At 50.4% G+C, this 25921-nt stretch carries 32 protein-coding genes; 17 read left to right on the forward strand and 15 right to left on the reverse strand.

What is annotated here, in order from left to right:
• Positions 1-156: 156 nt before the first annotated feature.
• Genes AC534G_RS16965 through AC534G_RS16975 form a run of 3 tightly spaced genes read left to right on the forward strand, consistent with a single transcriptional unit; the run spans position 157 to position 3310 of the window.
• Positions 157-1932 carry a terminase large subunit domain-containing protein gene (locus AC534G_RS16965; protein WP_003838038.1) on the forward strand — a complete coding sequence of 592 codons (1776 nt, stop codon included), beginning with the start codon at positions 157-159 and terminating at the stop codon, positions 1930-1932.
• Positions 1929-2990, forward strand: a complete 1062-nt coding sequence (locus tag AC534G_RS16970) for a phage portal protein (protein ID WP_199966252.1) — start codon at positions 1929-1931, stop codon at positions 2988-2990. The genes AC534G_RS16965 and AC534G_RS16970 overlap by 4 nt, the downstream gene beginning before the upstream one ends.
• Complete coding sequence (locus tag AC534G_RS16975) at positions 2987-3310, forward strand: Ogr/Delta-like zinc finger protein (RefSeq protein WP_012602735.1); 324 nt, start codon at positions 2987-2989, stop codon at positions 3308-3310. Before AC534G_RS16970 ends, AC534G_RS16975 begins: the two co-directional genes overlap by 4 nt.
• On the opposite strand, the gene AC534G_RS16980 is transcribed toward AC534G_RS16975, so the two are convergent.
• The 11 genes from AC534G_RS16980 to AC534G_RS17030 all read right to left on the reverse strand — a co-directional run bounded on the left by AC534G_RS16980 (position 3284) and on the right by AC534G_RS17030 (position 9093).
• Entirely contained in the window at positions 3284-3490 is a 207-nt protein-coding gene (locus AC534G_RS16980) for a hypothetical protein (protein WP_000364823.1), read from the reverse strand. The genes AC534G_RS16975 and AC534G_RS16980 overlap by 27 nt on opposite strands.
• Positions 3491-3609: 119 nt before the next feature.
• On the reverse strand, positions 3610-5625 hold the full coding sequence (locus tag AC534G_RS16985) for a replication endonuclease (RefSeq protein WP_496594609.1): 2016 nt from the start codon (positions 5623-5625) through the stop codon (positions 3610-3612).
• Between the two features lies 1 nt (position 5626).
• Positions 5627-5839 carry a hypothetical protein gene (locus AC534G_RS16990; RefSeq protein WP_003838016.1) on the reverse strand — a complete coding sequence of 71 codons (213 nt, stop codon included), beginning with the start codon at positions 5837-5839 and terminating at the stop codon, positions 5627-5629.
• Positions 5836-6705, reverse strand: a complete 870-nt coding sequence (locus tag AC534G_RS16995) for a DNA adenine methylase (protein ID WP_496594436.1) — start codon at positions 6703-6705, stop codon at positions 5836-5838. Before AC534G_RS16995 ends, AC534G_RS16990 begins: the two co-directional genes overlap by 4 nt.
• Positions 6695-7024, reverse strand: a complete 330-nt coding sequence (locus AC534G_RS17000) for a DUF3850 domain-containing protein (protein ID WP_275148273.1) — start codon at positions 7022-7024, stop codon at positions 6695-6697. Before AC534G_RS17000 ends, AC534G_RS16995 begins: the two co-directional genes overlap by 11 nt.
• Complete coding sequence (locus AC534G_RS17005) at positions 7015-7248, reverse strand: DUF2732 family protein (RefSeq protein ID WP_032950234.1); 234 nt, start codon at positions 7246-7248, stop codon at positions 7015-7017. Before AC534G_RS17005 ends, AC534G_RS17000 begins: the two co-directional genes overlap by 10 nt.
• A 67-nt stretch (positions 7249-7315) precedes the next feature.
• The gene (locus AC534G_RS17010; protein ID WP_174770527.1) at positions 7316-7717 is read right to left on the reverse strand and encodes a hypothetical protein; all 402 of its coding nucleotides are present in this window, start codon (positions 7715-7717) and stop codon (positions 7316-7318) included.
• Positions 7717-8145: a hypothetical protein gene (locus AC534G_RS17015; RefSeq protein ID WP_163183934.1), complete on the reverse strand. Its 429-nt coding sequence runs from the start codon at positions 8143-8145 to the stop codon at positions 7717-7719. The genes AC534G_RS17010 and AC534G_RS17015 overlap by 1 nt, the downstream gene beginning before the upstream one ends.
• Before the next feature lie 9 nt (positions 8146-8154).
• Complete coding sequence (locus tag AC534G_RS17020; protein WP_000643378.1) at positions 8155-8328, reverse strand: phage filamentation protein Fil family protein; 174 nt, start codon at positions 8326-8328, stop codon at positions 8155-8157.
• Positions 8329-8337: 9 nt separating this feature from the next.
• Positions 8338-8841 (reverse strand): phage regulatory CII family protein, encoded by a 504-nt coding sequence (locus AC534G_RS17025; RefSeq protein WP_021293717.1) that lies wholly within the window; start codon positions 8839-8841, stop codon positions 8338-8340.
• A gap of 30 nt (positions 8842-8871) precedes the next feature.
• Positions 8872-9093, reverse strand: coding sequence for a regulator (locus AC534G_RS17030; protein WP_242457618.1), 222 nt, complete (start codon positions 9091-9093; stop codon positions 8872-8874).
• Between the two features lie 100 nt (positions 9094-9193).
• Here AC534G_RS17030 and AC534G_RS17035 point away from each other — a divergent pair, with 100 nt between their 5' ends.
• The 5 genes from AC534G_RS17035 to AC534G_RS17055 all read left to right on the forward strand — a co-directional run bounded on the left by AC534G_RS17035 (position 9194) and on the right by AC534G_RS17055 (position 13577).
• Positions 9194-9790: a phage repressor protein CI gene (locus AC534G_RS17035; protein ID WP_174771595.1), complete on the forward strand. Its 597-nt coding sequence runs from the start codon at positions 9194-9196 to the stop codon at positions 9788-9790.
• Positions 9791-9803: 13 nt separating this feature from the next.
• Positions 9804-10373 carry a PH domain-containing protein gene (locus AC534G_RS17040; protein WP_174770530.1) on the forward strand — a complete coding sequence of 190 codons (570 nt, stop codon included), beginning with the start codon at positions 9804-9806 and terminating at the stop codon, positions 10371-10373.
• A gap of 3 nt (positions 10374-10376) precedes the next feature.
• Positions 10377-11417, forward strand: coding sequence for a phage integrase (locus tag AC534G_RS17045; protein ID WP_326285074.1), 1041 nt, complete (start codon positions 10377-10379; stop codon positions 11415-11417).
• Between the two features lie 168 nt (positions 11418-11585).
• A complete protein-coding gene (mntS, locus tag AC534G_RS17050; RefSeq protein ID WP_003831584.1) occupies positions 11586-11714 on the forward strand; it encodes a manganase accumulation protein MntS in 129 nt (42 codons plus the stop codon).
• Positions 11715-11990: 276 nt separating this feature from the next.
• Positions 11991-13577: a phosphoethanolamine transferase gene (locus tag AC534G_RS17055; protein WP_496594437.1), complete on the forward strand. Its 1587-nt coding sequence runs from the start codon at positions 11991-11993 to the stop codon at positions 13575-13577.
• A 63-nt stretch (positions 13578-13640) separates the two neighbouring features.
• Here AC534G_RS17055 and ompX read toward each other — a convergent pair whose 3' ends face one another.
• Positions 13641-14156, reverse strand: coding sequence for an outer membrane protein OmpX (ompX, locus tag AC534G_RS17060; RefSeq protein ID WP_003035257.1), 516 nt, complete (start codon positions 14154-14156; stop codon positions 13641-13643).
• 399 nt (positions 14157-14555) lie between these two features.
• Between ompX and rhtA the strand changes: the two genes are divergently transcribed.
• From rhtA to ybiO, 6 genes are all read left to right on the forward strand, one after another.
• Entirely contained in the window at positions 14556-15443 is an 888-nt protein-coding gene (gene rhtA, locus AC534G_RS17065; protein ID WP_038639121.1) for a threonine/homoserine exporter RhtA, read from the forward strand.
• 303 nt (positions 15444-15746) lie between these two features.
• The gene (dps, locus tag AC534G_RS17070; protein ID WP_038639118.1) at positions 15747-16250 is read left to right on the forward strand and encodes a DNA starvation/stationary phase protection protein Dps; all 504 of its coding nucleotides are present in this window, start codon (positions 15747-15749) and stop codon (positions 16248-16250) included.
• Between the two features lie 365 nt (positions 16251-16615).
• A complete protein-coding gene (gene glnH, locus AC534G_RS17075) occupies positions 16616-17362 on the forward strand; it encodes a glutamine ABC transporter substrate-binding protein GlnH (RefSeq protein ID WP_110498531.1) in 747 nt (248 codons plus the stop codon).
• 137 nt (positions 17363-17499) lie between these two features.
• Entirely contained in the window at positions 17500-18159 is a 660-nt protein-coding gene (glnP, locus tag AC534G_RS17080) for a glutamine ABC transporter permease GlnP (RefSeq protein WP_110498532.1), read from the forward strand.
• Positions 18156-18878, forward strand: a complete 723-nt coding sequence (gene glnQ / locus AC534G_RS17085; RefSeq protein WP_042309588.1) for a glutamine ABC transporter ATP-binding protein GlnQ — start codon at positions 18156-18158, stop codon at positions 18876-18878. The genes glnP and glnQ overlap by 4 nt, the downstream gene beginning before the upstream one ends.
• A gap of 117 nt (positions 18879-18995) precedes the next feature.
• The gene (gene ybiO / locus AC534G_RS17090; protein WP_038639109.1) at positions 18996-21233 is read left to right on the forward strand and encodes a mechanosensitive channel protein; all 2238 of its coding nucleotides are present in this window, start codon (positions 18996-18998) and stop codon (positions 21231-21233) included.
• Here the strand turns inward: ybiO and rlmF are convergent.
• Positions 21230-22156 carry a 23S rRNA (adenine(1618)-N(6))-methyltransferase RlmF gene (gene rlmF, locus AC534G_RS17095; protein ID WP_110498533.1) on the reverse strand — a complete coding sequence of 309 codons (927 nt, stop codon included), beginning with the start codon at positions 22154-22156 and terminating at the stop codon, positions 21230-21232. The genes ybiO and rlmF overlap by 4 nt on opposite strands.
• Before the next feature lie 211 nt (positions 22157-22367).
• Between rlmF and mcbA the strand changes: the two genes are divergently transcribed.
• From mcbA to ybiJ, 3 genes are all read left to right on the forward strand, one after another.
• A complete protein-coding gene (mcbA, locus tag AC534G_RS17100; protein WP_069323210.1) occupies positions 22368-22628 on the forward strand; it encodes a DUF1471 family periplasmic protein McbA in 261 nt (86 codons plus the stop codon).
• A 143-nt stretch (positions 22629-22771) separates the two neighbouring features.
• Positions 22772-23038, forward strand: coding sequence for a DksA/TraR family C4-type zinc finger protein (locus AC534G_RS17105; RefSeq protein ID WP_003831562.1), 267 nt, complete (start codon positions 22772-22774; stop codon positions 23036-23038).
• 301 nt (positions 23039-23339) lie between these two features.
• The gene (ybiJ, locus tag AC534G_RS17110) at positions 23340-23600 is read left to right on the forward strand and encodes a DUF1471 family protein YbiJ (protein ID WP_006685371.1); all 261 of its coding nucleotides are present in this window, start codon (positions 23340-23342) and stop codon (positions 23598-23600) included.
• 52 nt (positions 23601-23652) lie between these two features.
• Here the strand turns inward: ybiJ and AC534G_RS17115 are convergent, their stop codons facing one another.
• Both AC534G_RS17115 and ybiB read right to left on the reverse strand, forming a co-directional pair.
• Positions 23653-24783 carry a malate/lactate/ureidoglycolate dehydrogenase gene (locus AC534G_RS17115; protein WP_110498534.1) on the reverse strand — a complete coding sequence of 377 codons (1131 nt, stop codon included), beginning with the start codon at positions 24781-24783 and terminating at the stop codon, positions 23653-23655.
• A gap of 163 nt (positions 24784-24946) precedes the next feature.
• Positions 24947-25915 carry a DNA-binding protein YbiB gene (gene ybiB / locus AC534G_RS17120; RefSeq protein ID WP_069323209.1) on the reverse strand — a complete coding sequence of 323 codons (969 nt, stop codon included), beginning with the start codon at positions 25913-25915 and terminating at the stop codon, positions 24947-24949.
• Between the last annotated feature and the right edge of the window lie 6 nt (positions 25916-25921).

The following is a 25921-nucleotide window of genomic DNA, read 5'->3' on the forward strand; positions in this document are numbered from 1 at the left end:
CCCTGATTTATTCACCGACGCTGCAAATCAATTATTGCCAAATAAAACCACCACCGCATCACGCTTTATTCTAAACAGTTCGGTTATCACGTATTACCGAACAGACGCGAATTAACACCACCGTTTTTTCATAACAGCCACGGCATAATTATCCGCATGGCTAAATACTCAGAAGAACTAAAAGGCGTTGTCCGCGCACTTTATTTGCGCCGCTATACGCCAAAAGAAATTGCATCAGAATTAAATCTGCCGAATGCGCGGATCGTTTACTACTGGGCTGAGAAATACAGCTGGGCGGATTTACTCAGCTTTGAAAGTACAGAGGAGGCAATTGAACGCCGCTACCAGCTGCTGGCCAGCCGCGATAATAAAACCGATCTCGACCTGAAAGAAATGGACATGCTGATTGCCCACGCCACAAAGCTGCGTGCTCAAAGCAATAAGCATAAAGAAAAGATGGCCAGCGGCCAGAGTAACGGTCAGGCAGCGGCACGGGACAGCAACAGCGATGAACCGCGCCCCAAACGCAAAAACAGGAAAAACGATATTTCCTCTCTGACCCAGGCGGATTTCGACACCTGGGCGGAAGAACATCTTTTTGAATACCAGAAACACCTGCGCCGGAATATTGGCCAGCAGGTCAGGAACATCCTTAAAAGCCGCCAAATCGGTGCCACCTGGTACTTTGCATTTGAAGCCTTTGAAAACGCGGTCATGACAGGCGATCCGCAAATCTTCCTGTCTGCCTCCAAAGTCCAGGCGGAATACTTCCGGTCTTACATCGTCAACATTGCAGAACAGTATTTTGGCATCACGCTGACCGGCAACCCGATCCGCCTCAGCAACGGCGCTGAACTGCGTTTTCTCTCAACCAACAAAAACACGGCACAGTCCTACAGTGGCCACCTGTACTGTGACGAATATTTCTGGGTGCCTAACTTCGCCAGGCTTAACGAAGTGGCCAGCGCAATGGCCACCCATGACAAATGGCGCACCACCTACTTTTCAACGCCATCGGCCAAAACGCACCAGGCCTACCCGTTCTGGACGGGTGAGGAATGGAAACAGGGCAGCAAAAAACGCGCGGCCGCTCAGTTCCCGTCCTTTGATGAAATGCGCAACGGCGGACGGCTTTGCCCGGATGGTCAGTGGCGCTATGTCATCACGATGGAGGATGCCATTGCGGGCGGCTTCAACCTGGCCAACATCGAGAAGCTGCGCAACCGCTACAACACCGCCACCTTCAACATGCTTTATATGTGCGTGTTCGTGGACAGCAAGGATTCCGTATTCAGCTTTTCAGACCTGGAAGCCTGTGGCGTGGAAGTGGACACCTGGCAGGATCACAACCCGGACGCTGCGCGGCCATTTGGTGACAGGCCAGTATGGGGAGGCTTTGACCCGGCACGTAGCGGCGATTTGTCGTGTTTTGTGATTATTGCCCCGCCGATGTATGCCGCAGAGAAATTCCGCGTTCTGAAGGTCATTAACTGGAAGGGCATGAACTTCCGCTATCAGGCCAGGCAGATCGAACTGCTGTTTAAAAAATACAACTTCACCTATCTGGGAGTGGACGTTACCGGCATTGGCCAGGGTGTTTTTGACAACATCCAGCATTTTGCCATGCGCGTGGCCGTCGCCATTCGTTACGACATGAACACGAAAAATCAGCTGGTACTGAAAGCGGCGGACGTGGTGGAAAGCCAGCGTATTGAATGGGACAAAAACCTGAAAGAGATCCCGGCCAGCTTTATGGCTGTACGCCGCACCACCACGCAAAGCGGTAACGCCATGACATTTGTCGCTGACCGCAGCCAGGACACTGGCCACGCAGAGGCGTTCTGGGCAATTACCCACGCCCTGCATAACGAACCACTCAACTACGAAAACAAACCGAAATCCCGCTGGGGTGTAAGGAAAGAGGCTGCATGAGTAAGAAAAACCGCTTCGTTAAGCGCAACCCGCGCGGCGATAAGTCCAAAAAAATGAGCATCATCACATTCGGCAAACCGGAACCTGTCCTGACCACCGGCACGGATTACCGCGACATCTGGTACGACAATGCCGCCGATCACTTTACCCAGCCGATTGACCGGCTGGCACTGGCACAGCTTATCAATCTGAATGGTCAGCATGGCGGCATCATCCACGCCCGGAAAAATATGATTGTGTCTGATTATCTGGGTGGTGGCCTGACTTACGACCAGCTGGAAGCCGCAGCGTTTGACTATACAACCTTCGGTGATATTGCGATTGGCAAAATCCGCAACGGCTGGGGGGATGTGATTGGCCTGGAACCTTTACCCGGCCTGTATATCCGCCGCCGTAAAGTCAGGGACAACGCCACAGATCAGCCCGGTGATTATGTGGTATTACAGGACGGGGAACCGCAGGTATGGCCGCAGGAAGATATCATTTTTATCAAGATGTACGACCCGCAACAGCATATTTACGGGCTGCCCGACTATATCGGTGGCGTACACTCGGCATTGCTTAACAGTGAAGCCGTGATTTTCCGCCGCCGCTACTACCACAACGGCGCTCATACTGGCGGCATTCTCTATACACGCGATCCCAGCATGACGGATGAAATGGAAGAAGAAATTGAACAGCAGCTGCGTGACAGCAAAGGTATCGGCAACTTCTCCACCATTCTGGTGAACATTCCTGGCGGGGATGGGGATGCGATCAAGTTCATTGAAATGGGGGATATCTCCGCAAAAGATGAATTTGCCAACATCAAAAACATCAGTGCGCAGGACATTCTCAACGCGCACCGCTTTCCTGCTGGGCTGGCCGGAATTGTCCCGCAGAACACTGCCGGTCTGGGGGATGTTGAAAAGGCGGAAAGGATTTACAAGAAAAGCGAGATAGCGCCCATTCAGCGCCGGTTTATGACCGCTGTTAACAACGATCCCGAAATACCGGAACGTCTGCACCTTCACTTTGATTTAAGTTACACAGAATCAACGGATAAGGATGCGGCATGAGGCGAAAAAGGCTAAAATCCAGGCATCATTTAACAGCTGGAGCATGGAATATGCGAGTTCTGAAAATCGAATGCCCGGAATGCGGCTCAAAGGCTGTTATTCGTAAAACAAACCGGAAGCACCGGCAGATTGCGGATATTTACTGCGCCTGTTCAGATGTGGAGTGTGGCCATACGTTTGTGATGAATCTGACGTTCTCCCACACTCTCAGCCCCAGCGCGAAAACGGGTGATGCGATGGTGCAGAAAATACTGAATGCACTTTCACCCGATCAGCGCCAAATGGCATTAGACCTACTGAAAGCGACTCCCGCCGCCTGATAAGCCCCCTTCCTGGGGGTTTTTAGCTTCTGTTCTGACCATCTCCCGCATTTCTCCAGCAATCTCACCAATCCAGGCCAAAGCGATTGTTTTTTCTCTCTGGTTACTTTCGTACACATGGGCAATTTTGGCCAATAACTCAATGCGCTCCAGCTGTGCCGACGCTTCCAAAAGATCCATTTAGCCCCCACAAACAATATATAACTGTATATGCATACAGTACACCGTAAAGCACAAATTGTGAAATGTATTTTCCTGCCATCTACTGACAAATGAACGTGTTACACAGATTTATACCGCTACAACCACCCCGGCCACAGCTCGTGCATTGGCTCGCTTCGTGTCTCTTGCAACCGGCCATTACGGTAAATCAATGCCACCAGGCCAAATCTCAAACCACTGCCCCGCATGAGAATGGCTATTTCATCGTCAGAACCATCAAAACCCCGGCTGCGCAATTCCAGTTTTAACCGTCTGCGGGTTCCACCCTCCGTACAGTTATTGACAGAACTCCAAGGGGCGGCGCTGCCGCCAGAAAAACCCGCCTCCGCTGGCGCTTCGGCCAACTTCGCAACCTTCTGCCACTTCACCAGGCGCGTACATACCGCCGAATCTGGAACCAGTGGAGAATAGACACCCTGAACGCGCTGCACGTCCTCTGCGTATTCATTACCCTGTTCCGTGATTTCATAAGCCAGACGAACAACCAGATCACGGCGGGAAACCAGTGCGCCACCCTGCGCCTGGGTGTATGCCGCCCAGTCACCAACATCCGCAGCAGCCAGAACCGCATCCATTCTGCGGTCAGTCAGTACCTGATCACGTAACCGGCGCAACTCGCGCCAGACAGTCACCGGCGCACCACCAATCTGTTGAAACTGGCGAATACGCCAGCGTGAAGCCCATGCAGAAACGGACTTGGCCATGTCCCGTAGGTTCTCCCCTGTTTCTTCGTCCTGTTCACCATCCAGCGCAAACCCATCAATGTTTTTGGATATATATTTGGCGATGTAACCCGTAGCCGAACCTTTAGCGGGATCGATGGCTTCAACATGGAAACGTGCCTTTAGCGCGTTTGGCGTTTGCAGTTCTTCGGAGTCGGTAATTCTGGCGTGATAACAAAGAATATCGCGCACGGTATCCACGTCACCAGGACGCATAAAAAGCAGCATATGCCAGTGCGGTGTCCCATCGTGGTGAGGCTCTACCACACGAAAACCAAAAACATGGATACCTGCACGGGAAATAGCAGCGCGGGCTTTCGCCCATACACCACATAAATAGCGCTGGGTGTCCTGTGGGGTGTAGCCATCCCACTGTGAAACAAAGCCCCCTTTGCTGTGTACCGCATGGAACCGCGATGGCGCGGTGATGGTGTAAAACTCACCGGCTAGCCCTTCTTCATTGGCCATATCTTCAAATCCTCTCATTCTTACCATTAGCTCACAGCGACGGATCGCCGGATTAGCAACGCTGTGGTGCACCATGCTGTCCAGTGCAATACGCAGCCCTTCATCATTCAGCAGATCAAACTTTTTAAAGAACTCAAGGTTCCGCTTTTTCTGGTCTATCCATTCACCCAGGGTTTTACGGGACACATAAGCACTGGCTGCTTTTTGCACCTGCCCCACGGCAATGGCCATATGCTCACGCTGCATATCCCGCGCCCGCTTAAGACGCAGATACCACCATTCAGGTGCCATCATGCGGAGAATCCCGGATTCAGCCTTACGTGTTTCCAGTTGTCCGCCATTAGCTTCATGTTCTGCCCAGTACGGCGGTTGATTGTTCAGCATCAGGGAACACGTGCATAAATGGCGGTAAGACTCCAGCGTACGGCGGCGCAGCTCTGCGGCATCGTCAGTGCTGCCCACAAACTGATCGGTGAAGTCATAAAGTGACTGTGAGATCCAGCCAGATATCTGGCCAGCCAGTTTTTTGAGGTCCGGGCGGTCAAGTGACGGCAGTCGCTCCAGCGACTTACCGAAAGGAAGATCAAGTGCATCAGCGGCCAGCTTGTAACGTGCAGCCACTTTGCGCAGACGTGGCAATACATTCTCGCCGATAGTTTTGCGCAGGAATGTATTGGCACGACGACGCCCGTCACGGCCAGCCAGCAGCTTTTCGTAACGGTTGCCGAAATACCCGGCTAACCAGTCGGGTATTTCATGCAGGTACTGGGAACGCCATTCATAATCCTGCGGGTTAACAGCCCACAGGCGGCGCTCGGTGATCGTCGCATCTGACGGGGTGCCAGGCGCAAAGGTTTCACGCCGCCAGGCATTGACGGCATGGTGTTGGCCTGGCTCCAGCATATCAACCACGGTTAACCCACTTGCGCCAGAAATCTATCAGGAAGGCAACAAGTACGGCCGCTACCAGCGGTAGCCAGAAAACCGCACTCAGAGTGATTAACCCTAAGTCCTCAGCATCGTGATCAAATTCGTCCTGGCATTCGTCCCATAAGAGAAAGGCGAAAGTAATACAGGCAAACAAGGCATAAAAGCCGGTAATAATTTCCGTCATCATGCCACCACCGCCCGAACATCGATCGCAGGGTTAGCAGGTGACTTAAGAATCAGCTCAGCAGCCACTTTCTGGCTTGCAGCTGCTGCACCCACACTGCGTGGCGCATTTACCCGAACCGCTTCAAATCCTGCATACAGGTAATGCTCCATTTCCAGATCGCTGTTTGACGCGACAACATTAATCCCACGCTCAGTCAGGCGGCGCAGCTTACGCGCCAGCCGTCCCTGATCCATGTGCGAAAAACCACGCTCATGGTAAGCGGTGAAATTATCGGTATCAGTCAGGTAAGGCGGATCACAATAAACAACGTCATGCCCGTCCCTTACCAAATCAAGCGTTTCTGAATAGTGGGCAGTAATGAACGTGGCACGTTTCGCTTTTTCAGCAAAAGCGCGGATTTCATCAGCAGGAAAGTAGGTTTTTTTGTACTTACCAAACGGAACATTAAACTGGCCACGGCGATTGTATCGGCACAGGCCATTGAAGCAGTGACGGTTCAGATAAAGAAAACGCGCCGCCGCTTCCACAGATTCAGAACCAAAGGATTTGCCGGACTGGTTGAAGGCATCACGTACCGCGTAATAGAAAATTGCCCGGTTTTCTTCATCACCTACTGAACCGGCAGAAAATAAAGCCTCCAGCTCAACAAGCAACGCGTCGGTGTGATAAGCCATCGTCTTATACAGGTTTACCAGATCAGGATTCACATCAGCGATCAGGTACTCGTCATAATCCGTATTCATCATGACAGCACAGGAACCAGCAAAAGGTTCTATCAGGCGCTTACCCTCCGGCAGATGGGGAAGCAACTGCGGCATAAGGCGGGCTTTGCTGCCCACCCACTTAAGCGGAGTTTTAACGGCCATATTCAACCCCACTTAAAAGCAATTCTGATACACCGTTAGAAACGATGTATTCCAGCACTTCAAGGGGTGACAATGGCCGAACAGACAACACTACCCAGTTATCCGTATTGGCAATGATTTCATTCACCGGCAAAACATGGGTAATAACCGCCGCCCACTCTCGCCCGGTGAATTTCCCGTGCTTCCACTCACACAGCGAAAGAACATCACCAGTTTTATAGTTACGATCATTCTTACGCAGTTCTGCTTTTTTCTGGCCAGCAACTACTGCGTTAAGGTACTTGGGCGCGATTTTTACCGTATGAATTTTTACTGCCATGCGGCACCGCCTTTGCTGCAAATCGCTGCGGCTTCTTCGCGGATTAACTCAACGATTTCCGTTGCGCTTAAACCTTCATTGGCCGCATGAGTGGCCAGCTTATCCAAGCGGGTGGAACACAGATCAGCAGCAGCTGCTTTACCTTCCTGTGTGGCTTTGGTGAGCATGGCCAGAAGGTCAGTACCTGATTTCGTTGCGGGTAAATCCTGACGTGTCATGTGCATTTTGGTTTCCTTAAGGCAAAAGAATCCCCGGCCACCTTAGCTGTGGCCAAAAAATTCAGGTTGTTAATTAGTGAAAAGCGGGTTGTACAGTGACGGCTGAATAGTTCGGTGCTGGAATAAGGTGCAGCGCGTACGTTGTCCGCCACCACTCCTGGATCAGTGCTTTAATTTCGCCAACACCCAGCGCTCCGGCCGTATAGAAAATTGCTCGGATTCCGGCCAGCGCTTCAATCTGTGCTTCTTTGCTTTCGGCCTCGCGGTACACGCAGCACCAGAAAGCAGCATTTATCGCCAGCCAGTGACGCGGATTAGTCATGTGCTCAGTGTCATTAAAGAAGAATGGATGCAACGCAATGCGGCCATTTTTGCTGGTACTTTTCTCAGCAAAAGCCACGGCGTAATTATGTGGAACTCCCCACACGGCCAGCTCAGCCCCTAACGATTTACCTTCAACGGAAATAATGGCCATCAGTGATTCCCCTGTTGTTGCAACTTATGGACGATGTGAGGCGCGATAATCATCTGCGGCCCCCGATTGTTATTGATTGGATAAACCCGCTTTATTGGACGGTTAGCGGTACTTTTAGAAAAATCACTGTCACGCAATGACCCGAATCCGTTCATCGTCAGACGCGCGCGGGAAATACCGCAACGCAGCTGAATCATTGCCCGGTAATCCAGACGTTCAAACAGTTCCCGCCAGCAGCATTTGCTTAAGTGGGCTTTGAATACACTCAAGCCAGAATTCACAGCGGCGGCATGGAGAACTACCCCGCGCCATTCAGGTGTTAATTTGTCCCACCAGTCAGCAGCCTCACTGCTGGTATTGAAGTATTTGCGGCGAATCTTTTTAAGCTGATCCAGTCCGCGCTGTTGCTGTTCCTGACTAATCGCCATAACAACCCCCTATAGCCCCATCAGGCGACGCCACCACGGACGGCGCGGTTGCTGACCATTGAATTTGTACATATGGCCAGGATTCCAGCGCTGACCATTTGGCAGTTCAATCCAGCCAGTGGAACCGCTTGGCAGCTGCATGGCTGGGGATTCATTTTTCAGATAAGTAACAAACGCTTTCATGGTGCTCCCTCACATCAAGCCGGTGGCGTTAGCCGTCACCAGATCCACCGCTGCGGCCAGAACAGGCGCAGACTGGATACGGCTTTCAACGGTATAAGCCAGCACGGATAAGCTACGGATTGCATCGCGAGCGCGATCCAGAATTTGTGTACGGCGGGCGGCGGTCATATGACCAGTAGATACGGCTTCCCCAGCAATTGCGCCCACACTGGCTGTGGCACTCAGTGCACACAGTTGCATGTTGCCTTCTGTGGCATTGTTCACCGGTACGGATGGAAGGCAGTTAATCTGCCCCAGCATCCCATCCAGTAAACGCGCATCTTCGGTGTAATCCGTAATGGCTAATAGCTCGTCACAGGTTAAACGGTGCGGCTGTGCTGGATTCAATTTGTTGCGCAGAATCTGCGGCCTCATGCCAACGGCAGCGGCTACATCTTCCAGATTGTGTTCAATTGCAAATGCTCGGCAAGCCGCATCAAAGTGAGCATGTTTAGAGGTCTGGTAATCAAACATTGTTTGCCTCTCCCTAATCCGTAGGATGGATTACGCGTTAAGTGAAATATCACATTCACTCAACGCTTGGACGGTAAGAGCGGCCATGTTGACTTCAACGAGTCCCTTTTTTTGCTTACCTTTTGGTTTGATCGGCAATTTTCCGTATTCAATCAAATTCCTAGCGGTTTCAATCTTTGTGCCAGTACGGCGGCAATACTCGTCTAAAGGCAGATATGGTTCAGGGATTACGATTGTAATATTTGGTCGCATAAGGCAAACTCCAAAGGCTATCGACACGGCAATGTCGGTTAGTATGAGTCAATATTCACTTAAACCTACAGAATGGAGTTTAAACTCACTCCATAAAAACATGCAAGGTAAAACTTTCGTGAACCTACAAATTGAGTTTTCCCAAGGCGGCGGTGCTGTGTTGGATCGAGTCATCCAAGCGTATGGGTTCAGCACTAAACTTGCCCTTGCTGACCATCTGGATATTGCAAGCAGCAGCTTAGCGAACCGCTATAAACGCGATTTTTTCCCTGCTGATATAGTCGTTAGATGTATGGCTGAAACTGGAGTAACCCTTGAATGGCTTGCGACTGGTGAAGGACGGAAATTTAATGACGAAGAGCTAGACATCATGAAGTTGCCACGCAAAAAAATTGTTGATGGCCATCTCTATGATTCTGGTGTGCTCATGTTAGACAAAGTGACATTTCTGCCGGGTAAACCCTTGCCGCACACCCCCATCTGCGTAATCGACGGTTCATTACAATATGTTATCGATCAACACTTCTCTGAAGTTTATGACGATGAGTGGTTAGTCGAAATTGAGGGTAAAACTAGCGTCAGAACTCTTACTCGTATCCCTGTAGGCAAAGTCAGGGTAAGCGGTGTTGGAATGGCATTTGATTGTGCAATTGATGATATAAAAATATTAGGCCGGAAAGTATTAGTTATTAAATGATAAGGAATTCAAAATGATAGATTACAAAACAGCATCCAAAGATCAGTTGAAAGCAGAAATGAAACGCTTAGCCGCTGCTGTATCTGACACTCCATTTGGCACCAAAAAAGAATTCTTTCACTTACCTGAAATTTTGAATTCTGATGAACAACCGCTGGGGATTGTAAGCGGCATGATGGATGGCAATACTTGGTTAATCACTCTAACTAATCAGAGAATCATATTTTTAGATAAGGGTATGATTTTCGGTGTAAAACAAGTAGACGTAAACCTACAAAACATTGTCAGTATTGGTGGCAAAACGGGTTTAATGTTTGGTGAAATCACGATCTCAACAAGTGGGCAAAATTACACAATAAAAAATGTAATTAAGTCTTCGGTGATTCCATTCACCAACCTAGTGAATGAAACAAAAAACAGTCGTGCTAACAATAAGACCAGCCCATCCCCTCAGAACACCAACGAAAAACCGTCCTTCGATGACGTAATGGATAAAATCGAACGATTAGCGGAAATGAAAGAGGAAGGAATTTTGACCGATGAAGAATTTCAGCAACAAAAACAACGTATTTTGAATGGCTGATTCATGTCAGTAAGAAAACTATCAAATGGCCAGTGGATTGCCGACTTCTACACCGTCAACCGCAGCAACGGTAAGAACGGGAAACGTATACGTAAAAAGTTTGCCACGAAGGGAGAAGCCCTGGCATTTGAAAACCACACGCTTCAAAAAATAGATAGTGCGCCGTGGTTGGGTGAAGGGAAAGACAAACGAACTTTAATCGACCTGATTACAATGTGGTATGAGCGCCATGGTGTTGCCCTGCGCAACGGTCAAAAGCGTAAAGACGCAATGACCTGGGCGGCGGAGTGTATGGGGCTTCCGCTGGCCACTGAGTTTAATGCCCAGCTGTTTACAGCATACCGCGCCAAAAGGCTTGAAGGGCATTATGCCCGTACTAACCGTGTTTCTAAAGTTTCACCTAAAACAATGAACCTTGAACACGCTTATTTTCTGGCTATGTTCAATGAGCTGAAACGGATCGGTGAGTGGTCAGCCCCTAACCCACTGGAGAACGTCAGACAGTATCGCACTGATGAAACTGAAATGGCATTTCTCACAGCTGAAGAAATTGATCGGCTTCTGCTGGAATGCAAACGTAGTAAAGTAAGTTACTTAGAGTTAGTCGTAAAAATCTGTCTGGCGACTGGTGCCAGGTGGAATGAAGCAGCAACCCTCAAAAGCTCCCAGATTGCTGGCGGGAAAGTCACCTTCATCAAAACAAAAGGGAAAAGGAACCGTACGATTCCCTTAGATGATGAACTTCTGGCTGAACTACCTGAAGCGAAAGGCGCTTTGTTTCCAAAGCCCTGCTATAACGCTTTCCGTTCTGCTCTGGAACGTGCTGGCATTGAACTACCAGCAGGCCAGCTTACCCACGTGCTACGCCATACATTTGCCAGCCACTTTATGATGAACGGCGGCAACATTCTGGTTCTCCAAAAAATCCTCGGCCATGCCGATATCACTATGACAATGCGGTATGCGCATTTCGCCCCTAGCCACCTTGAAGAAGCCGTGCGACTCAACCCATTAAAATGTCGCAAAATGGTCGCGACAACTTAGAAATACTGCCGAATACTGACGAACATTAACTAACGTAACTTATTGATAACAATGTAAGTTGCTGTTTTTCGTAGATAGTTAATGCTTTATAATATAGCCTGTGCTATATCTGTATATAATAAAGACATCCCTCAAGGACTGATGGGATCGTGAAGTCAGGAGGTTTATATGAATGAATTTAAGAGGTGTATACGCGTGTTTAGCCATTCTCCCTTTAAAGTACGGTTGATGCTTATCTCTATGCTGTGTGACATGATCAACAGCAAACCAGAGCAGGATAAACCTTCAGAAAAATAATGCGGCGTCGCGGTACGCCGCTTCCTTTCCCTGCTGTCAGCTGGGTACAGTAGTGTTTTTCGTCCCAATAACCCTGCTTTTTGTCAGTTTTGCCACCTCTCTCGCAAAACAATTTCCTTGTAGTAGTTGACCTTCTCTCATGCACACTCTATCTTTTCGCAGCCCTGCGTATATTGCGGCTCGCGGATGCGGACCCTATCCCTCTTCTCGCTCTCTCAGGCAGGCAATGACCCTTAACGCCAGGGTAAGCACATGGCGTTTTTGCATTAGTGGCGTATGAATTTAACCCTCAAAGATTCAATCATTGCTCGTAGCCGGGCCATTAGTCCGTGGACTGGCCTCTATTTCTTACAGTCTATGCTGATCAACCTGGCGTTGGGCTATCCGCTTAGCTTGCTCTACAGCGTTGCTTTCACCTGTATATTAATACTGCTGTGGCGCAGCGCGCCGCGCGCGCAGAAAGTGCTGATCGGCATTTGCTCACTTATTGCGGCAATGTACTTTCCGTTTGGTCAGGCTTACGGTTCGCCTAACTTCAATACGTTGCTGGCGCTGCATTCAACCAATATGGAAGAGTCCACCGAGATCCTGACCATCTTCCCCTGGTACAATTATCTGGTTGGGGTATTTATTTTTGCCCTCGGCGTTATCGCCGTACGCCGTAAAAAAGAAGCGCAGAAGCGCAGTTGGAATAAGTACGACAGTCTGTGCTTGTTGTTTAGCGTCGTCGCGTTTTTTGTTACCCCGGTACAAAACCTGGCCTGGGGCGGCGTGTTCAAGCTTAAGGACACCGGTTATCCGGTTTTCCGCTTCGCCAAAGACGTGATCGTCAATAATAACGAAGTGCTCGATGAACAGGAGCGCATGGCGAAGCTGTCGAGTGTGAAAGACAGTTGGACAGTAACCGCCGTGAAGCCAAAGTATCACACCTATGTCGTGGTCATTGGTGAAAGCGCCCGCCGCGATGCATTAGGCGCGTTTGGCGGTCACTGGGATAACACCCCGTTTGCCAGTTCCGTTAACGGCTATCTGTTCGCAGATTACATTGCCGCAAGCGGTTCAACGCAAAAATCGCTTGGCTTAACGCTTAATCGGGTCGTTGATAATAAGCCGCAGTTCCAGGATAACTTTGTCACTCTGGCTAACCGCGCGGGATTCCAGACATGGTGGTTTTCCAATCAGGGGCAGATTGGTGAATACGATACGGCTATCGCCAGTATCGCAAAGCGGGCTGATGAAGTGCACTTCCTCAAAAATGGTGATTTCGAAGCAGATAAAAATACCCGTGACGAAGAACTGTTAAAGATGACCGCCCAGGTGCTGGCAACCGAGCGCACTCAGCCGCAGCTCATCGTGCTGCATTTAATGGATTCACATCCGCAGGCCTGCGACCGTACGCAAGGAAAATACGAGACCTTCGTTCAGTCAAAAGAGACATCTTGCTATCTGTACACCATGACGCAGACGGATGACCTGCTGCGCCAGCTTTACGAGCAATTACGTAACAGCGGCAATAGCTTCTCGATGGTCTATTTCTCCGATCATGGCCTCGCCTTTAAAGAGCGGGGAAAAGAGGTGCAGTACCTGGCGCATGACGATCGGTTCCAGCAGAATTTCCAGGTACCTTTTATGGTGCTGTCAAGCGATGATAAAGCGCATCGGGTGATCAAAGCCCGTCGCTCTGCCAATGATTTCCTCAGCTTTTTCTCTCAATGGACGGGGATCAGCGCGAAGGAAATTACCAACAGCTACCGTTTTATCTCAGAGAAGAAAGCCGGACCGGTGTATATCACCAACTTCAAACTGCAGAAGGTGGATTACAACCATCTGGGTACCGATATCTTTGAGACCAAATCTCGTTAATCTCTAAATTACACGCAAAAAAAATCCGCCTCAAAAGGCGGATTTTTTATATCACCGAAGTGATTAGAAGCGGTAACCCACGCCAGCGATCCAGGTGCCAACGTCAACGCTACGAATACGGCTCTGCTCATAGGAGAAGTCCAGAGCAACGTTTTCGATCGGGTTGAACTGCAGACCAGCACCGTAAGAGAAACCGTAGTCGCTGGTGGTGTGGTTGTCAGCCGGAGATGCTGCGTTCTGGAATTTACCGTAACCAACACCCACTACACCGTAGATGCTTGCCCAGTCGTTCAGACGGTAAGCCGGACCCGCAGTGATGCCGTAGTACTGGGTTTTGTTGTAGTCGCCAGAAGCATCGGTACGGTCTTTTTCAGTGTAAGTGAAGGAACCGATTACACCCAGCGGGTTGTTGTCCTGCTCGTAGCGATACTTCAGGTTGAAACCGTTCATTTTGTTCGCTGCGCCCTGAGCATCACTCTGAGCGTAACCACCAGTAACGGTAGAAGTAGCAGCTACAGCAGTACCTGCGGAGAAAGCCAGAACAGCGGCCAGTGCTGAAAGACATGCAATTTTTTTCATAACCACCTCAAATGTGCTTCAAGTAAATCCTAAGTTTTAAATATAACAAAAATTGATGGGAAACTCTTTGCGATTCGCGGTGTCTAACGGGCTCTTTCATGTAACAAAACATTTCACAAGCCAGCTATACCTTTCAATTTACACCACTTTTTTAATCTAATGAGCCATTATTGCGCGCACAATACGACACATTCATCCAGATAATTCCTAATCACGCAGATTATTAATCCACCAATTTCGTACCATTGTACGGATCTGAAGAATTTTTTTTTCAACCAATACTCAACCAGTTGAGTGTATTTCCATTACACTCGCTGTTTTACTTTTCTATACATTTTGCCATCCGCGTCGCAACGCCGCGCAGATGAAGAGATGTACCATCATTTGTCAGGAGAAAGGATGCCGGGGTCGTTACGAAAAGCGCCAGTTTGGTTACCTATTTTAGTTTTGCTTATTGCTATGTCCTCCATTCAAAGCGGAGCATCACTGGCAAAATCGCTGTTCCCTCTCGTCGGTGCGCCTGGCGTTACCGCGCTGCGCCTCGCGCTGGGCACGCTCATCCTTATCGCCTTCTTTAAACCCTGGCGTTTACGTTTTGCCAAAGAACAGCGCCTGCCGCTGCTGTTTTATGGTCTGTCTCTTGGCGGGATGAACTACCTCTTTTATCTGTCTATTCAGACTGTCCCGCTGGGAATTGCCGTGGCGCTGGAGTTTACCGGCCCGCTTGCAGTGGCGCTGTTTTCATCCCGACGCCCTGTAGATTTTATTTGGGTTGCGCTGGCCGTTCTTGGGCTTTGGTTCCTGTTACCGCTTGGCCAGGACGTTTCTCATGTGGATTTAACCGGCGCAGCGCTGGCGCTGGGAGCTGGCGCCTGTTGGGCCGTTTATATTCTCACCGGGCAGCGTGCCGGCGCGGAACACGGTCCGGCAACCGTAGCGGTTGGTTCATTAATCGCTGCGCTGATTTTTGTTCCCATTGGCGCGATTCAGACCGGCGATGCCCTGTGGCACTGGTCAATACTGCCGTTGGGACTGGCCGTGGCCGTACTCTCCACCGCGCTCCCCTACTCATTAGAGATGATCGCACTAACGCGATTGCCAACGCGGACTTTTGGTACGTTAATGAGCATGGAGCCCGCGCTGGCTGCGGTTTCGGGAATGATCTTCCTCGGTGAAACGCTAACGCTTATCCAGACGCTGGCCCTGGGGGCGATTATTGCCGCATCAATGGGTTCTACACTCACTATTCGCAAAGAACCGCAAATTAAGCAAGTTGACGTGAATTAACCCCTTAATATTCTGCATGGTTTGCATAATCATGCAGAATATCCAATTGTAAATCTTCGTGATAATTTTTCTAATAAATAGATTTTTCTTATTCGCCTATTTCTTTTAATTTCCACATTAACATAAAAATAACATTGCGCGACAATCAAACCAGTTATGCTAATGATTTTAATAGATTTTTATTATCCGCTCCTCTCTTCGCTATTAAAGTAATAGGTAACACCGGAAAAATAAATCCAAAATTAGCGCTATACTTATTTCCGTTGAAGAGTTGGGACATAAATATCAAGAGGATATGAAAATATGAGTACCGCAAAACTGGTAAAAACAAAAGCATCCGCCCTCGTTTATACTCGCAACGATGTGACAGACAGCGAAAAGAAAGCAACGGTAGAACTGCTGAATCAGCAAGTGATCCAGTTCATCGACCTGTCGTTGATCACTAAACAGGCTCACTGGAACATGCGCGGCGCGAACTTTATTGCTGTCCATGAAATGCTGGATGGCTTCCGTACTGCCCTGACCGATCATCTCGATACCATGGCTGAGCGCGCCGTACAGTTAGGCGGTGTGGCATTGGGTACAACCCAGGTCATTAACAGCAAAACGCCGCTAAAAAGCTATCCGCTGGATATCCATAGCGTACAGGACCACTTAAAAGAGCTGGCCGATCGTTATGCAGTGGTCGCCAACAGCGTACGTAAAGCCATTAGCGAAGCAAAAGACGAAGATACAGCGGATATCTTCACCGCTGCGTCACGCGATCTCGACAAATTCCTGTGGTTTATCGAAGCCAACATTGAATAACTGTAGTCATAAGAATTACCTATAAAACCCTCGCTCCGGCGGGGGTTTTGCACATCTATGGTGCATAACATTGATCATTCGCCACCCCAAAGTAAATTAATTGTAATAATCACCTCACACAATCGTTAACGAAAGATTGTTTTATCAACAATTTTTACGCTAAATAGTCATACCGTTTGCACCGTGTCAGGTACGCACCAAATGAGTGCCCCAAAATAGTGCAGATTATCCACTTTGCCCTACTTATTGTGCAGAGAAAAGAAATACCTTCTTTTTAAAACAATGAGTTGCAAAAGTGGCACGATTTTTTCATTAAGCCATATGTTCTCGCAGGGGATCGCCCCGTGGATATAAAAGGAAATCCTATGAAGTCTGTATTAAAAGTTTCACTGGCTGCACTTACCCTGGCTTTTGCGGTGTCCTCCCATGCCGCAGATAAGAAACTGGTTGTCGCAACTGACACCGCGTTTGTTCCATTTGAATTCAAACAGGGTGACAAATACGTTGGATTTGATGTGGATCTGTGGGCTGCCGTCGCCAAAGAATTGAAGCTGGATTATGAACTGAAACCAATGGATTTCAGCGGCATCATCCCTGCTCTGCAAACCAAAAACGTCGACCTGGCACTGGCGGGTATCACCATCACCGACGAGCGTAAAAAAGCGATCGACTTCTCTGACGGCTACTACAAAAGCGGTCTGTTAGTGATGGTCAAAGCGAATAATAACGACGTTAAAAGCGTGAAAGACCTGGACGGTAAAGTCGTTGCTGTGAAGAGCGGCACCGGTTCCGTTGATTACGCAAAAGCTAACATCAAAACCAAAGACCTGCGTCAGTTCCCAAATATCGATAACGCCTATATGGAACTGGGCACCAACCGCGCAGACGCCGTGCTGCATGACACGCCAAATATTCTTTATTTCATCAAAACCGCGGGTAACGGCCAGTTCAAAGCCGTAGGTGACTCGCTGGAAGCTCAGCAGTACGGTATCGCCTTCCCGAAAGGCAGCAATGACCTGCGTGAGAAAGTGAACGGCGCGCTGAAAACGCTGAAAGAGAACGGCACTTATAACGACATCTACAAAAAATGGTTCGGTACTGAACCTAAATAATAACTGGCAGTGATGCCCGGTGGCGCGATGCATACCGGGCCTTTCCCAGGATTTTTGAGACCTGTAAACCGGATAAGCATAGCGTATCTGGCAAAACGGGCATTTGAATATTTACACCACGGTAACAGGAACGACATATGCAGTTTGACTGGAGTGCCATCTGGCCCGCCATCCCGCTTTTGATTGAAGGCGCCAAAATGACCTTATGGATCTCGATCCTCGGTCTGGCTGGCGGCCTGGTAATCGGGCTTGCAGCAGGGTTTGCGCGTACTTTCGGCGGTTGGATAGCCAACCACGTAGCGCTGGTGTTTATCGAAGTCATTCGCGGTACACCAATCGTTGTGCAAGTGATGTTTATCTACTTTGCTCTACCAATGGCGTTTAACGATTTACGTATTGACCCCTTTAGCGCCGCCGTTGTCACCATTATGATCAACTCCGGTGCCTATATTGCGGAAATCACCCGCGGTGCGGTGCTCTCAATCCATAAAGGATTCAGTGAAGCCGGACTGGCGCTTGGACTTTCACGTACAGAGACTATCCGTCACGTTATTTTGCCTCTTGCGCTGCGTCGTATGCTGCCGCCGCTGGGCAACCAGTGGATCATCAGCATTAAAGATACCTCGCTGTTTATCGTCATTGGCGTCGCTGAACTGACCCGCCAGGGCCAGGAAATCATTGCCGGTAACTTCCGCGCACTGGAAATCTGGAGCGCCGTTGCGGTGTTCTATCTGATCATTACACTGGTGCTGAGCTTTGTTCTGCGTCGTCTGGAAAGAAGGATGAAAATCCTGTGATTGAATTTAAAAACGTTTCTAAGCACTTTGGTCCTACCCAGGTGCTGCACAATATTGATCTGAACATTAAGCAGGGCGAAGTCGTGGTCATCATCGGGCCGTCCGGTTCCGGTAAATCTACTCTGCTGCGCTGCATTAACAAGCTGGAAGAGATAACCTCTGGCGATCTGATCGTCGACGGTCTGAAAGTCAACGATCCCAAGGTCGATGAGCGGTTAATTCGCCAGGAAGCCGGGATGGTGTTTCAGCAGTTCTACCTGTTCCCCCACCTGACGGCGCTGGAAAACGTCATGTTTGGACCGCAGCGCGTACGCGGGGCGAATAAAGAACAGGCAGAGAAGTTGGCGAAAGAATTGCTGGCGAAGGTCGGCCTGGCCGAGCGCGCGCATCACTACCCTTCTGAACTGTCCGGCGGTCAACAACAGCGTGTGGCTATCGCCCGTGCACTGGCAGTGAAGCCGAAAATGATGCTGTTTGATGAGCCAACCTCGGCGCTTGACCCTGAACTGCGTCACGAAGTTCTGAAAGTCATGCAGGATCTGGCGGAAGAAGGAATGACCATGGTGATTGTGACCCACGAAATCGGCTTTGCCGAAAAAGTGGCCTCACGTCTGATTTTCATTGATAAGGGACGTATTGCCGAAGACGGTAATCCGCAAGCCCTGATTGAAAATCCCCCTAGCCAGCGTTTACAGGAGTTCTTGCAGCACGTCTCCTGATGCATTGACCTCCCTTCGCCCGAAGGGAGGTTTTCACCAGAATCCTCTCATTTCCATTCTCTTACGCTCTGGCATCTATACTTATCCTTTTGAATTTATTTTCTCATGGGAGGAGTCATGCGCTGGATCCTGTTGGTCTTCTTTTGTCTGCTGAGCATACCGTCTCACGCGGTGACGATACCCGGCGTCACAACCTCGACTTCAGCCGACCCGCAAGCCACCCCCGCAAAAGAGCCTGATGTTGAGCAAAAGAAAGCCGCTTACGCCGCGCTGGCTGACGTACTGGACAATGAAGCATCGCGCCAGGAGTTGATTGGTCAATTGCGCAAAGTCGCGGCAACGCCTCCTCCCGAACCCGTGCCGGTGATTGTCCCCCCCACGCTAACTGAAGAAAAAACGGTATTGGAAAACGTGACAGATGTCAGTCGTCACTATAGTGAAGTTCTTTCCGACCGCTTTGCCCAGCTTTACCGCAACATCACCGACGCCCCGCATAAAACCTTTAACCCGCAAACCTTCACCAATGCCCTGACCCATTTTTTAATGCTGGCAGCGTCAGTGTTTGGGTTTTACTGGCTGATCCGCCTGTGCGCGCTGCCGCTGTATCGCAAAATGGGGCAATGGGCACGACGGAAAAACCGCGAACGCAGCAACTGGCTACAGCTTCCGGCAATGATCGTCGGCGCATTTATTATCGATTTATTACTGCTGGCGCTAACGTTGTTTATAGGGCAGATTCTGAGCGATCGAATGAACGCCGGGAGCCGCACCATCGCTTTCCAGCAAAGTCTGTTCCTCAATGCCTTTGCGTTGATTGAGTTCTTCAAAGCGATTTTACGTCTGATATTTTGCCCGACGGTAGCGGAGCTACGCCCGTTTAACATTCAGGATGACGGCGCGCGCTACTGGAATCGCCGTTTGAGTTCATTAAGCAGCCTGATTGGTTACGGACTGATTGTTGCCGTTCCTATTATCTCAAATCAGGTTAACGTGCAGGTCGGTGCGATGGCAAACGTCATCATCATGCTGTGTATCACGCTATGGGCGCTGTATCTGATTTTCAGAAATAAGAAAGAGATCACGCAGCATTTGCTCAATCTGGCGGAAAGATCGCTAGCCTTTTTCAGCCTGTTCATCCGCGCCTTCGCGCTGGTATGGCATTGGCTGGCCAGCGCTTACTTCATTGTGCTGTTTTTCTTCTCGCTGTTTGACCCTGGAAACAGTCTGAAATTCATGATGGGCGCAACGTTACGCAGCCTGGTGATTATCGGCATTGCCGCCTTTGTTTCCGGCATGCTTTCGCGTTGGATAGCCAAAACGATTACCCTGTCGCCACATACCCAGCGCAGCTACCCGGAATTACAAAAACGGCTGAATGGCTGGCTGTCGACGGCGTTAAGCGTGGCCCGGATCCTGACGGTGTGCGTCGCGGTGATGCTGCTGCTCAATGCCTGGGGATTGTTCGACTTCTGGAACTGGCTGCATTACGGCGCCGGAGAGAAAACGGTGGATATCCTGATTCGTATCGCGCTGATTCTTTTCTTCTCCGCCATTGGCTGGACGATCCTTGCCAGCCTGATTGAAAATCGTCTGGCTTCCGATATACACGGTCGCCCATTGCCCAGTGCCCGTACCCGCACGCTGTTAACGCTGTTCCGCAATGCGCTGGCGGTGATTATCAGCACTATTACCATCATGATTGTGCTGTCCGAAATTGGCGTCAACATCGCCCCCTTGCTGGCCGGGGCCGGGGCGCTGGGGCTGGCGATCTCTTTCGGCTCGCAAACGCTGGTAAAAGACATTATCACCGGGATCTTCATTCAGTTCGAAAATGGTATGAACACCGGGGATTTAGTCACTATCGGTCCACTCACCGGTACGGTTGAAAGGATGTCCATTCGTTCTGTGGGGGTGCGTCAGGATACCGGGGCGTACCATATCATTCCCTGGTCATCGATAACCACCTTCGCCAACTTTGTGCGTGGCATTGGCTCAGTCGTCGCCAATTACGATGTCGACCGTCATGAAGATGCGGATAAAGCCAATCAGGCGTTGAAAGACGCTGTCGCTGAGCTGATGGAAAAGGACGATATTCGCGGGCTTATTATCGGCGAACCGTCGTTTGCCGGGATCGTGGGGTTAACCAATACGGCTTTCACGCTACGGGTCTCATTTACGACCCTGCCGCTGAAACAGTGGACGGTACGTTTCGCGCTCGACAGCCAGGTGAAAAAACACTTCGATCTGGCCAACGTACGCGCCCCGGTACAGACGTATCAGGTCTTGCCTGCACCGGTGAATGGCCCTCCGTCGGCGGCAAGCGAACAACTGCCGCCAGGGGAGCCAACGCTCTAGCGTTTACGCGCCATAAAACGACGACGCTGATCGTTATCCATAAAGGTCCAGGCAATAAAGCGGCTCTGCTTTTGCCCCTGGGCCATCTCTTTCTTAACCACTTTCACCGCGCCCGCATCCGTTAATGCGTGATACAGCGGAGGTAAATTCTCACCGCGCGAAACCAGCGTGGTAAACCACATCACCTGACGGCCAAAGGCCTGGCTTTCGGCGATCATTTTCTTGATGAACGCCACTTCGCCGCCTTCACACCACAGCTCCTGCTGCTGTCCGCCAAAGTTCAGCGCATCATCTTTGTCCTGACCCAGATTACGACGCTTACGTTCGCTTCCGGCGCGGGCTGAGGCCGCAGAATCATGGAATGGCGGGTTGCATACTGTGGCTTCATACTGCTCATTTTTATGAATGATACCGGTGAAGATTGACGCTGCATCTTTTTGCCGGCGCAAACGAATTGCGCGAGTCAACCCCGGATTGGCGTTAACAATCGCCTGAGCGCTGTTAAACGCTTCGCGACTGGTTTCGCTACCGGTGAATCGCCAGCCGTATTCATGCACGCCAATCAGCGGATAAATGCAGTTTGCCCCAACCCCTACATCCAGCACGCTCGCATTTACCGGAATAGTTCCTGTCGTTTCACCTAACAGGTCGGCCAGATGGTGAATGTAGTCCGCACGACCAGGAACTGGCGGACACAGAAAACCGTCTGGAATATCCCAGTTTTTCACCGCATAAAAATGCGCCAGCAGTGCTTTATTGAGCGCCTTCACTGCCGGCGGATTGGCGAAGTTAACGCTCTGCTCGCCGCCGGGCGTGAGGGTGAGAAATTGCGTCAACTCGGGTGTAACCTGGCATAAAGTCGCAAGATCATAACGGCCATTGTGGCGGTTACGCGGGTGTAATCCCGGTTTCTGGGGGGACATAGCATTCTCCTTTTAACAGCGGCGTAAGATACCCGCATAACGCCACGCGGTAAACACACACAACAAGGATATTTGATTTTTTATGCCTGGACGTTGCCTTACCGATTGTTCAAAAAACAGACATGTTATCACCAGTTTTTTGCGGTTAATGTCTTCCGCTGGCGGCCTAAACTTATCAGGCACCACCTGTTGTTTCTCAGAGGATATCACCATGAAGAAATGCCTCACATTACTTGCCGCTACCGTACTAACCGGTATGACGTTCGCATCCTTTGCCGCACAGCCCAACACCAGCCCAGCAACCGGTCAGCTCCAGGCCTCAGGTACAGTATTCGCTACCGGCGCCACTAACCTGAGCGATCTCGAAGACAAGCTGGCAGAGAAAGCAAAAGAGCAAGGCGCAAAAGGCTTTGTCGTTAACTCTGCGGGCGGTAAAAACCAGATGTACGGTAGCGCCACTATCTATAAGTAACCCCTCCACTTCAGCCCAACTGCATTCATCCCGAATGCAGTTTCCTGCGCGAATGGTCTGAAATCTGATACCGCTGATGTGGGGTCGTTTCTCAGCCATCATATTCGCTATACTAATTCTGTAGACAATAACAGGAGGTACATATGGCATCCGGATGGGCAAATGACGACGCAGTTAACGAGCAGATCAACAATACTATTGAAGATGCTGTTGCCCGTGCCCGTGGTGAATTACCGACCGGGGAAAGTCTGTATGAATGCGAAGAGTGCGGTAATCCTATCCCGCAGGCCAGACGTGAGGCGGTGCCAGGCGTGCGCTTATGCATAGCCTGTCAGCAGGATAAAGATTCACATAACTCAGCATTTTCAGGATATAATCGCAGAGGTTCGAAAGACAGCCAGCTACGTTGACTTATCTTTACCAAACGTTTCAGCGCAGATAATTTCCTTTACGAGCACGCTTTTTCGCATGCTGTGTAGCAAAATGTGCCGTTGTCGCTTTCACTGTAAAGCGCAGTGACAAGAACTGTAAATCCCTCTTTCGAATTTATTAATATTCAATAAGTTATTTGTCATTCAATTTTTTTGATTGACGCCGTCAATTCTATTCGATTTTCTCTCGCATAAAAAAACGTGATACTTCTCACATCGACGAAACAACGTCTTCTTACCAGAACACTGACTAACAGAACAAACCTGCGAGAGATTAATCATGAAAAATATTAAATTTGCCGTTGCCGCCATCGCCCTTTCTACCCTGTCATTTGGCGTTTTCGCTGCCGAGCCAGTTTCCTCCACTCAGGCACAAAGCATGAATAAAATTGGTGTGGTATCTGCTGATGGCGCCACCACGCTGGATGGTCTGGAAGCAAAACTGGCTGAGAAAGCCGCCGCTGCCGGCGCAACGGGCTACAACATCACCTCCGCTGTCGGCAACGACAAAATGAGCGGCACCGCGGTTATCTATAAATAACCGAAAGATTACCTGTACGACCCAATGCTCCAACCCTCATTGACCCTGTTTGTTACCCTTTGTTTGCCCGTCCGCCACTGGACGGGCTTTTTTTTGCCTGGTGTTTCAGCCGTTCACGGAATTCCTGTAACACGGTGTCGGGCATCCCTATTTGCAACGCCGCCTCGCAGATTGCCTGCCAGCTTCCGGCATCCAGCGGAATACCTTGTTCCAGCCTTTCCTCACGAGTATTCACCTCCCACTCCCCTGGCAACAGGATCGGGGCGTCATCGGCATGTGGGGACGCTTTTACCCACTCAGTAAATGCCGCGACCTGGTTATCGCAATCCGGCGCGCCGAACAGTTCCGGGTTAATAATAAGGGTGGTCATACAGTTAATGATGGCGTCCGCACTGGTCTGCAGGCTCTCCTCATGTGTGGTTTTACCACCAGAAAGCGCGCCGCCCATAATTTCGCACATCGCCGCCAACGCATAACCCTTGTGTTGAGCGAAGGTCAGCAACGACCCCAGCGGAGAGACCTGCATCACAGCAGGATCGGTTGTCGGCGCTCCTTCGGCATCAATCAGACATCCCGGAGCCACCGGTTCCCCCTTATGCCATGCCACGCGGGTTTTGCCAAAAGCGATGGCGCTGGTTGCATAGTCCAACAACAACGGGAAAGTATCTTTACGCGGAAAAACGACGCAGAAAGGGTTGGTGCCAAAACGGCTATCGTGGCCGTGGAACGGCGCGACCATCGGGATGCCCACCACATTCACAAAGTGTACCGAGACAAAACCTGCCGCCGCACATTGTTCCGCCCAGTAACCAATGCGTCCGATATGGTGCGAATTGTGTAACGCCACGGCGGCGATACCGTACTGGCGCGCTTTTTCAATCCCAAGCGTCATTGCCTCGTGCGCCGCCACCTGACCAAATGCGCAATCGCCATCAAGCGTAATCACCGCCCCCGCATCTTTAACCACTTTGGCATGACGGTTGATCTGCAGATGTCCCTGCGAGAAGGAGCGAATATAGCTTGGGATCATGCCGATGCCGTGGGAGTCGTGCCCGGCGAGGTTAGAGGCAATCAGATGATCGGCCACCAGCCGCGCTTCCTGCTCGTTACTCCCCATCTGGTGAAAAACGGCCTGAATAAAGGCGTGCAGCGTTGGCACATGGAAGCGATGTCCACTGTTCATTGTTATCTCCTGTTGTGTCGCGTGTTTGTTGTGTTTCTTATTTTTCAACAAACTATGCTGCGCCACAGCAGTCAGGAGATCAATAAACGTGCAGAAATTTCACGTTGATGCAAAGGATGAACCGACAGGCCTGGTAAATGACCTGTCGGGGGGAACAAGAAAATTAGAAGCTTTGCCCGACGCGAGCAAGGCCTTCAGCCAGCGAGGAAGATTCGCCGGTTGCGACCAGGCAGCAGGCCATCTGAATTTTCAACGAGGCCGGAACAGGCTCGCTACCGGCCAGACAACGTTCAATCCAGCGCGCGGTAGTTTCCGGATCTTTTGCCACTGGCAGCGGTACCGGCTCGTCGGGCATCTCACTCTGACGCTCCTGCAACACTCGCACACCGGATGAATCGATCAGGCTTATCTGCGGACAGCGCTGCGGGTTGGCATAAACCTCGCCTTCTGTACCGTGCATCAACAGGCCACGGCCACCGATGTCGCTAAAGAATTTCGCCACGCGCGATACATATTCCGGATGCGACACGCTGGCAAGACGCAGCGCGGCATCTTCAGCAAACGGCGTGGCGAGTTTAGCCAGCGTATGCGCGCTGTTACGCACGCCCATTCTCCAGCGCATCGCCAGCTGTTTCTCCAGCGGAGGACACAGCGCGCTCACCGGGATAAACACCGGCTCATGACCATCGAGTTTTGCCTGTGCCTGCCCCGCATGCCGCGTTGGCGTAATGCCCATCAGTTCGAAAATGGTTTCTGTCAGCACGCGGGTTGGATCTTCACTGACGCCGTGCACCACTACCGGGAAGCCCAGCTTGTGCAGTAAAATTGCCAGCAACGGAGTCAGATTCGCCTGCTTGCGTGCGCCATTATAGCTGGGAATAACAATGGGCATGGGTTTAGCAACCGGCGGCGTCAAGCGAATAGTATGATTCTGCATCGCTTCGTAAAAGCCCAGCATCTCCGCTTCACCCTCGCCTTTAATACGTAGCGCAATCAGTACGCCGCCCATCTCAAGCTCCGGTACATCGCCGTTCAGCATATGGGTATACAGTCCGCGAGCAGTATCCTTATCCAGGTCACGCGCGTGATTTTTCCCTCGCCCAATCTCTTTGATGATTTTGCGGTAATCCATCGATAA

This window comes from Citrobacter sp. CRE-46 (assembly GCF_059615875.1).

Coding starts and splice junctions, on each gene's coding strand:
- AC534G_RS16965 (WP_003838038.1), top strand. CDS start 157: ATGGCTAAATACTCAGAAGAACTAAAAGGCGTTGTCCGCGCACTTTAT.
- ybiJ (WP_006685371.1), top strand. CDS start 23,340: ATGAAAAATATTAAATTTGCCGTTGCCGCCATCGCCCTTTCTACCCTG.
- ybiO (WP_038639109.1), top strand. CDS start 18,996: ATGCGCTGGATCCTGTTGGTCTTCTTTTGTCTGCTGAGCATACCGTCT.
- AC534G_RS16985 (WP_496594609.1), bottom strand. CDS start 5,625: ATGCTGGAGCCAGGCCAACACCATGCCGTCAATGCCTGGCGGCGTGAA.
- AC534G_RS17105 (WP_003831562.1), top strand. CDS start 22,772: ATGGCATCCGGATGGGCAAATGACGACGCAGTTAACGAGCAGATCAAC.
- AC534G_RS17030 (WP_242457618.1), bottom strand. CDS start 9,093: ATGCGACCAAATATTACAATCGTAATCCCTGAACCATATCTGCCTTTA.
- glnH (WP_110498531.1), top strand. CDS start 16,616: ATGAAGTCTGTATTAAAAGTTTCACTGGCTGCACTTACCCTGGCTTTT.
- AC534G_RS16980 (WP_000364823.1), bottom strand. CDS start 3,490: ATGGATCTTTTGGAAGCGTCGGCACAGCTGGAGCGCATTGAGTTATTG.
- AC534G_RS16995 (WP_496594436.1), bottom strand. CDS start 6,705: ATGGCCGTTAAAACTCCGCTTAAGTGGGTGGGCAGCAAAGCCCGCCTT.
- AC534G_RS17025 (WP_021293717.1), bottom strand. CDS start 8,841: ATGTTTGATTACCAGACCTCTAAACATGCTCACTTTGATGCGGCTTGC.
- AC534G_RS17035 (WP_174771595.1), top strand. CDS start 9,194: ATGCAAGGTAAAACTTTCGTGAACCTACAAATTGAGTTTTCCCAAGGC.
- AC534G_RS17000 (WP_275148273.1), bottom strand. CDS start 7,024: ATGGCAGTAAAAATTCATACGGTAAAAATCGCGCCCAAGTACCTTAAC.
- rlmF (WP_110498533.1), bottom strand. CDS start 22,156: ATGTCCCCCCAGAAACCGGGATTACACCCGCGTAACCGCCACAATGGC.
- dps (WP_038639118.1), top strand. CDS start 15,747: ATGAGTACCGCAAAACTGGTAAAAACAAAAGCATCCGCCCTCGTTTAT.
- mntS (WP_003831584.1), top strand. CDS start 11,586: ATGAATGAATTTAAGAGGTGTATACGCGTGTTTAGCCATTCTCCCTTT.
- ompX (WP_003035257.1), bottom strand. CDS start 14,156: ATGAAAAAAATTGCATGTCTTTCAGCACTGGCCGCTGTTCTGGCTTTC.
- AC534G_RS17020 (WP_000643378.1), bottom strand. CDS start 8,328: ATGAAAGCGTTTGTTACTTATCTGAAAAATGAATCCCCAGCCATGCAG.
- AC534G_RS16970 (WP_199966252.1), top strand. CDS start 1,929: ATGAGTAAGAAAAACCGCTTCGTTAAGCGCAACCCGCGCGGCGATAAG.
- AC534G_RS17040 (WP_174770530.1), top strand. CDS start 9,804: ATGATAGATTACAAAACAGCATCCAAAGATCAGTTGAAAGCAGAAATG.
- AC534G_RS17005 (WP_032950234.1), bottom strand. CDS start 7,248: ATGCACATGACACGTCAGGATTTACCCGCAACGAAATCAGGTACTGAC.
- rhtA (WP_038639121.1), top strand. CDS start 14,556: ATGCCGGGGTCGTTACGAAAAGCGCCAGTTTGGTTACCTATTTTAGTT.
- mcbA (WP_069323210.1), top strand. CDS start 22,368: ATGAAGAAATGCCTCACATTACTTGCCGCTACCGTACTAACCGGTATG.
- ybiB (WP_069323209.1), bottom strand. CDS start 25,915: ATGGATTACCGCAAAATCATCAAAGAGATTGGGCGAGGGAAAAATCAC.
- AC534G_RS17045 (WP_326285074.1), top strand. CDS start 10,377: ATGTCAGTAAGAAAACTATCAAATGGCCAGTGGATTGCCGACTTCTAC.
- AC534G_RS17115 (WP_110498534.1), bottom strand. CDS start 24,783: ATGAACAGTGGACATCGCTTCCATGTGCCAACGCTGCACGCCTTTATT.
- glnP (WP_110498532.1), top strand. CDS start 17,500: ATGCAGTTTGACTGGAGTGCCATCTGGCCCGCCATCCCGCTTTTGATT.
- AC534G_RS17055 (WP_496594437.1), top strand. CDS start 11,991: ATGAATTTAACCCTCAAAGATTCAATCATTGCTCGTAGCCGGGCCATT.
- AC534G_RS17010 (WP_174770527.1), bottom strand. CDS start 7,717: ATGGCCATTATTTCCGTTGAAGGTAAATCGTTAGGGGCTGAGCTGGCC.
- AC534G_RS16975 (WP_012602735.1), top strand. CDS start 2,987: ATGAGGCGAAAAAGGCTAAAATCCAGGCATCATTTAACAGCTGGAGCA.
- AC534G_RS16990 (WP_003838016.1), bottom strand. CDS start 5,839: ATGATGACGGAAATTATTACCGGCTTTTATGCCTTGTTTGCCTGTATT.
- AC534G_RS17015 (WP_163183934.1), bottom strand. CDS start 8,145: ATGGCGATTAGTCAGGAACAGCAACAGCGCGGACTGGATCAGCTTAAA.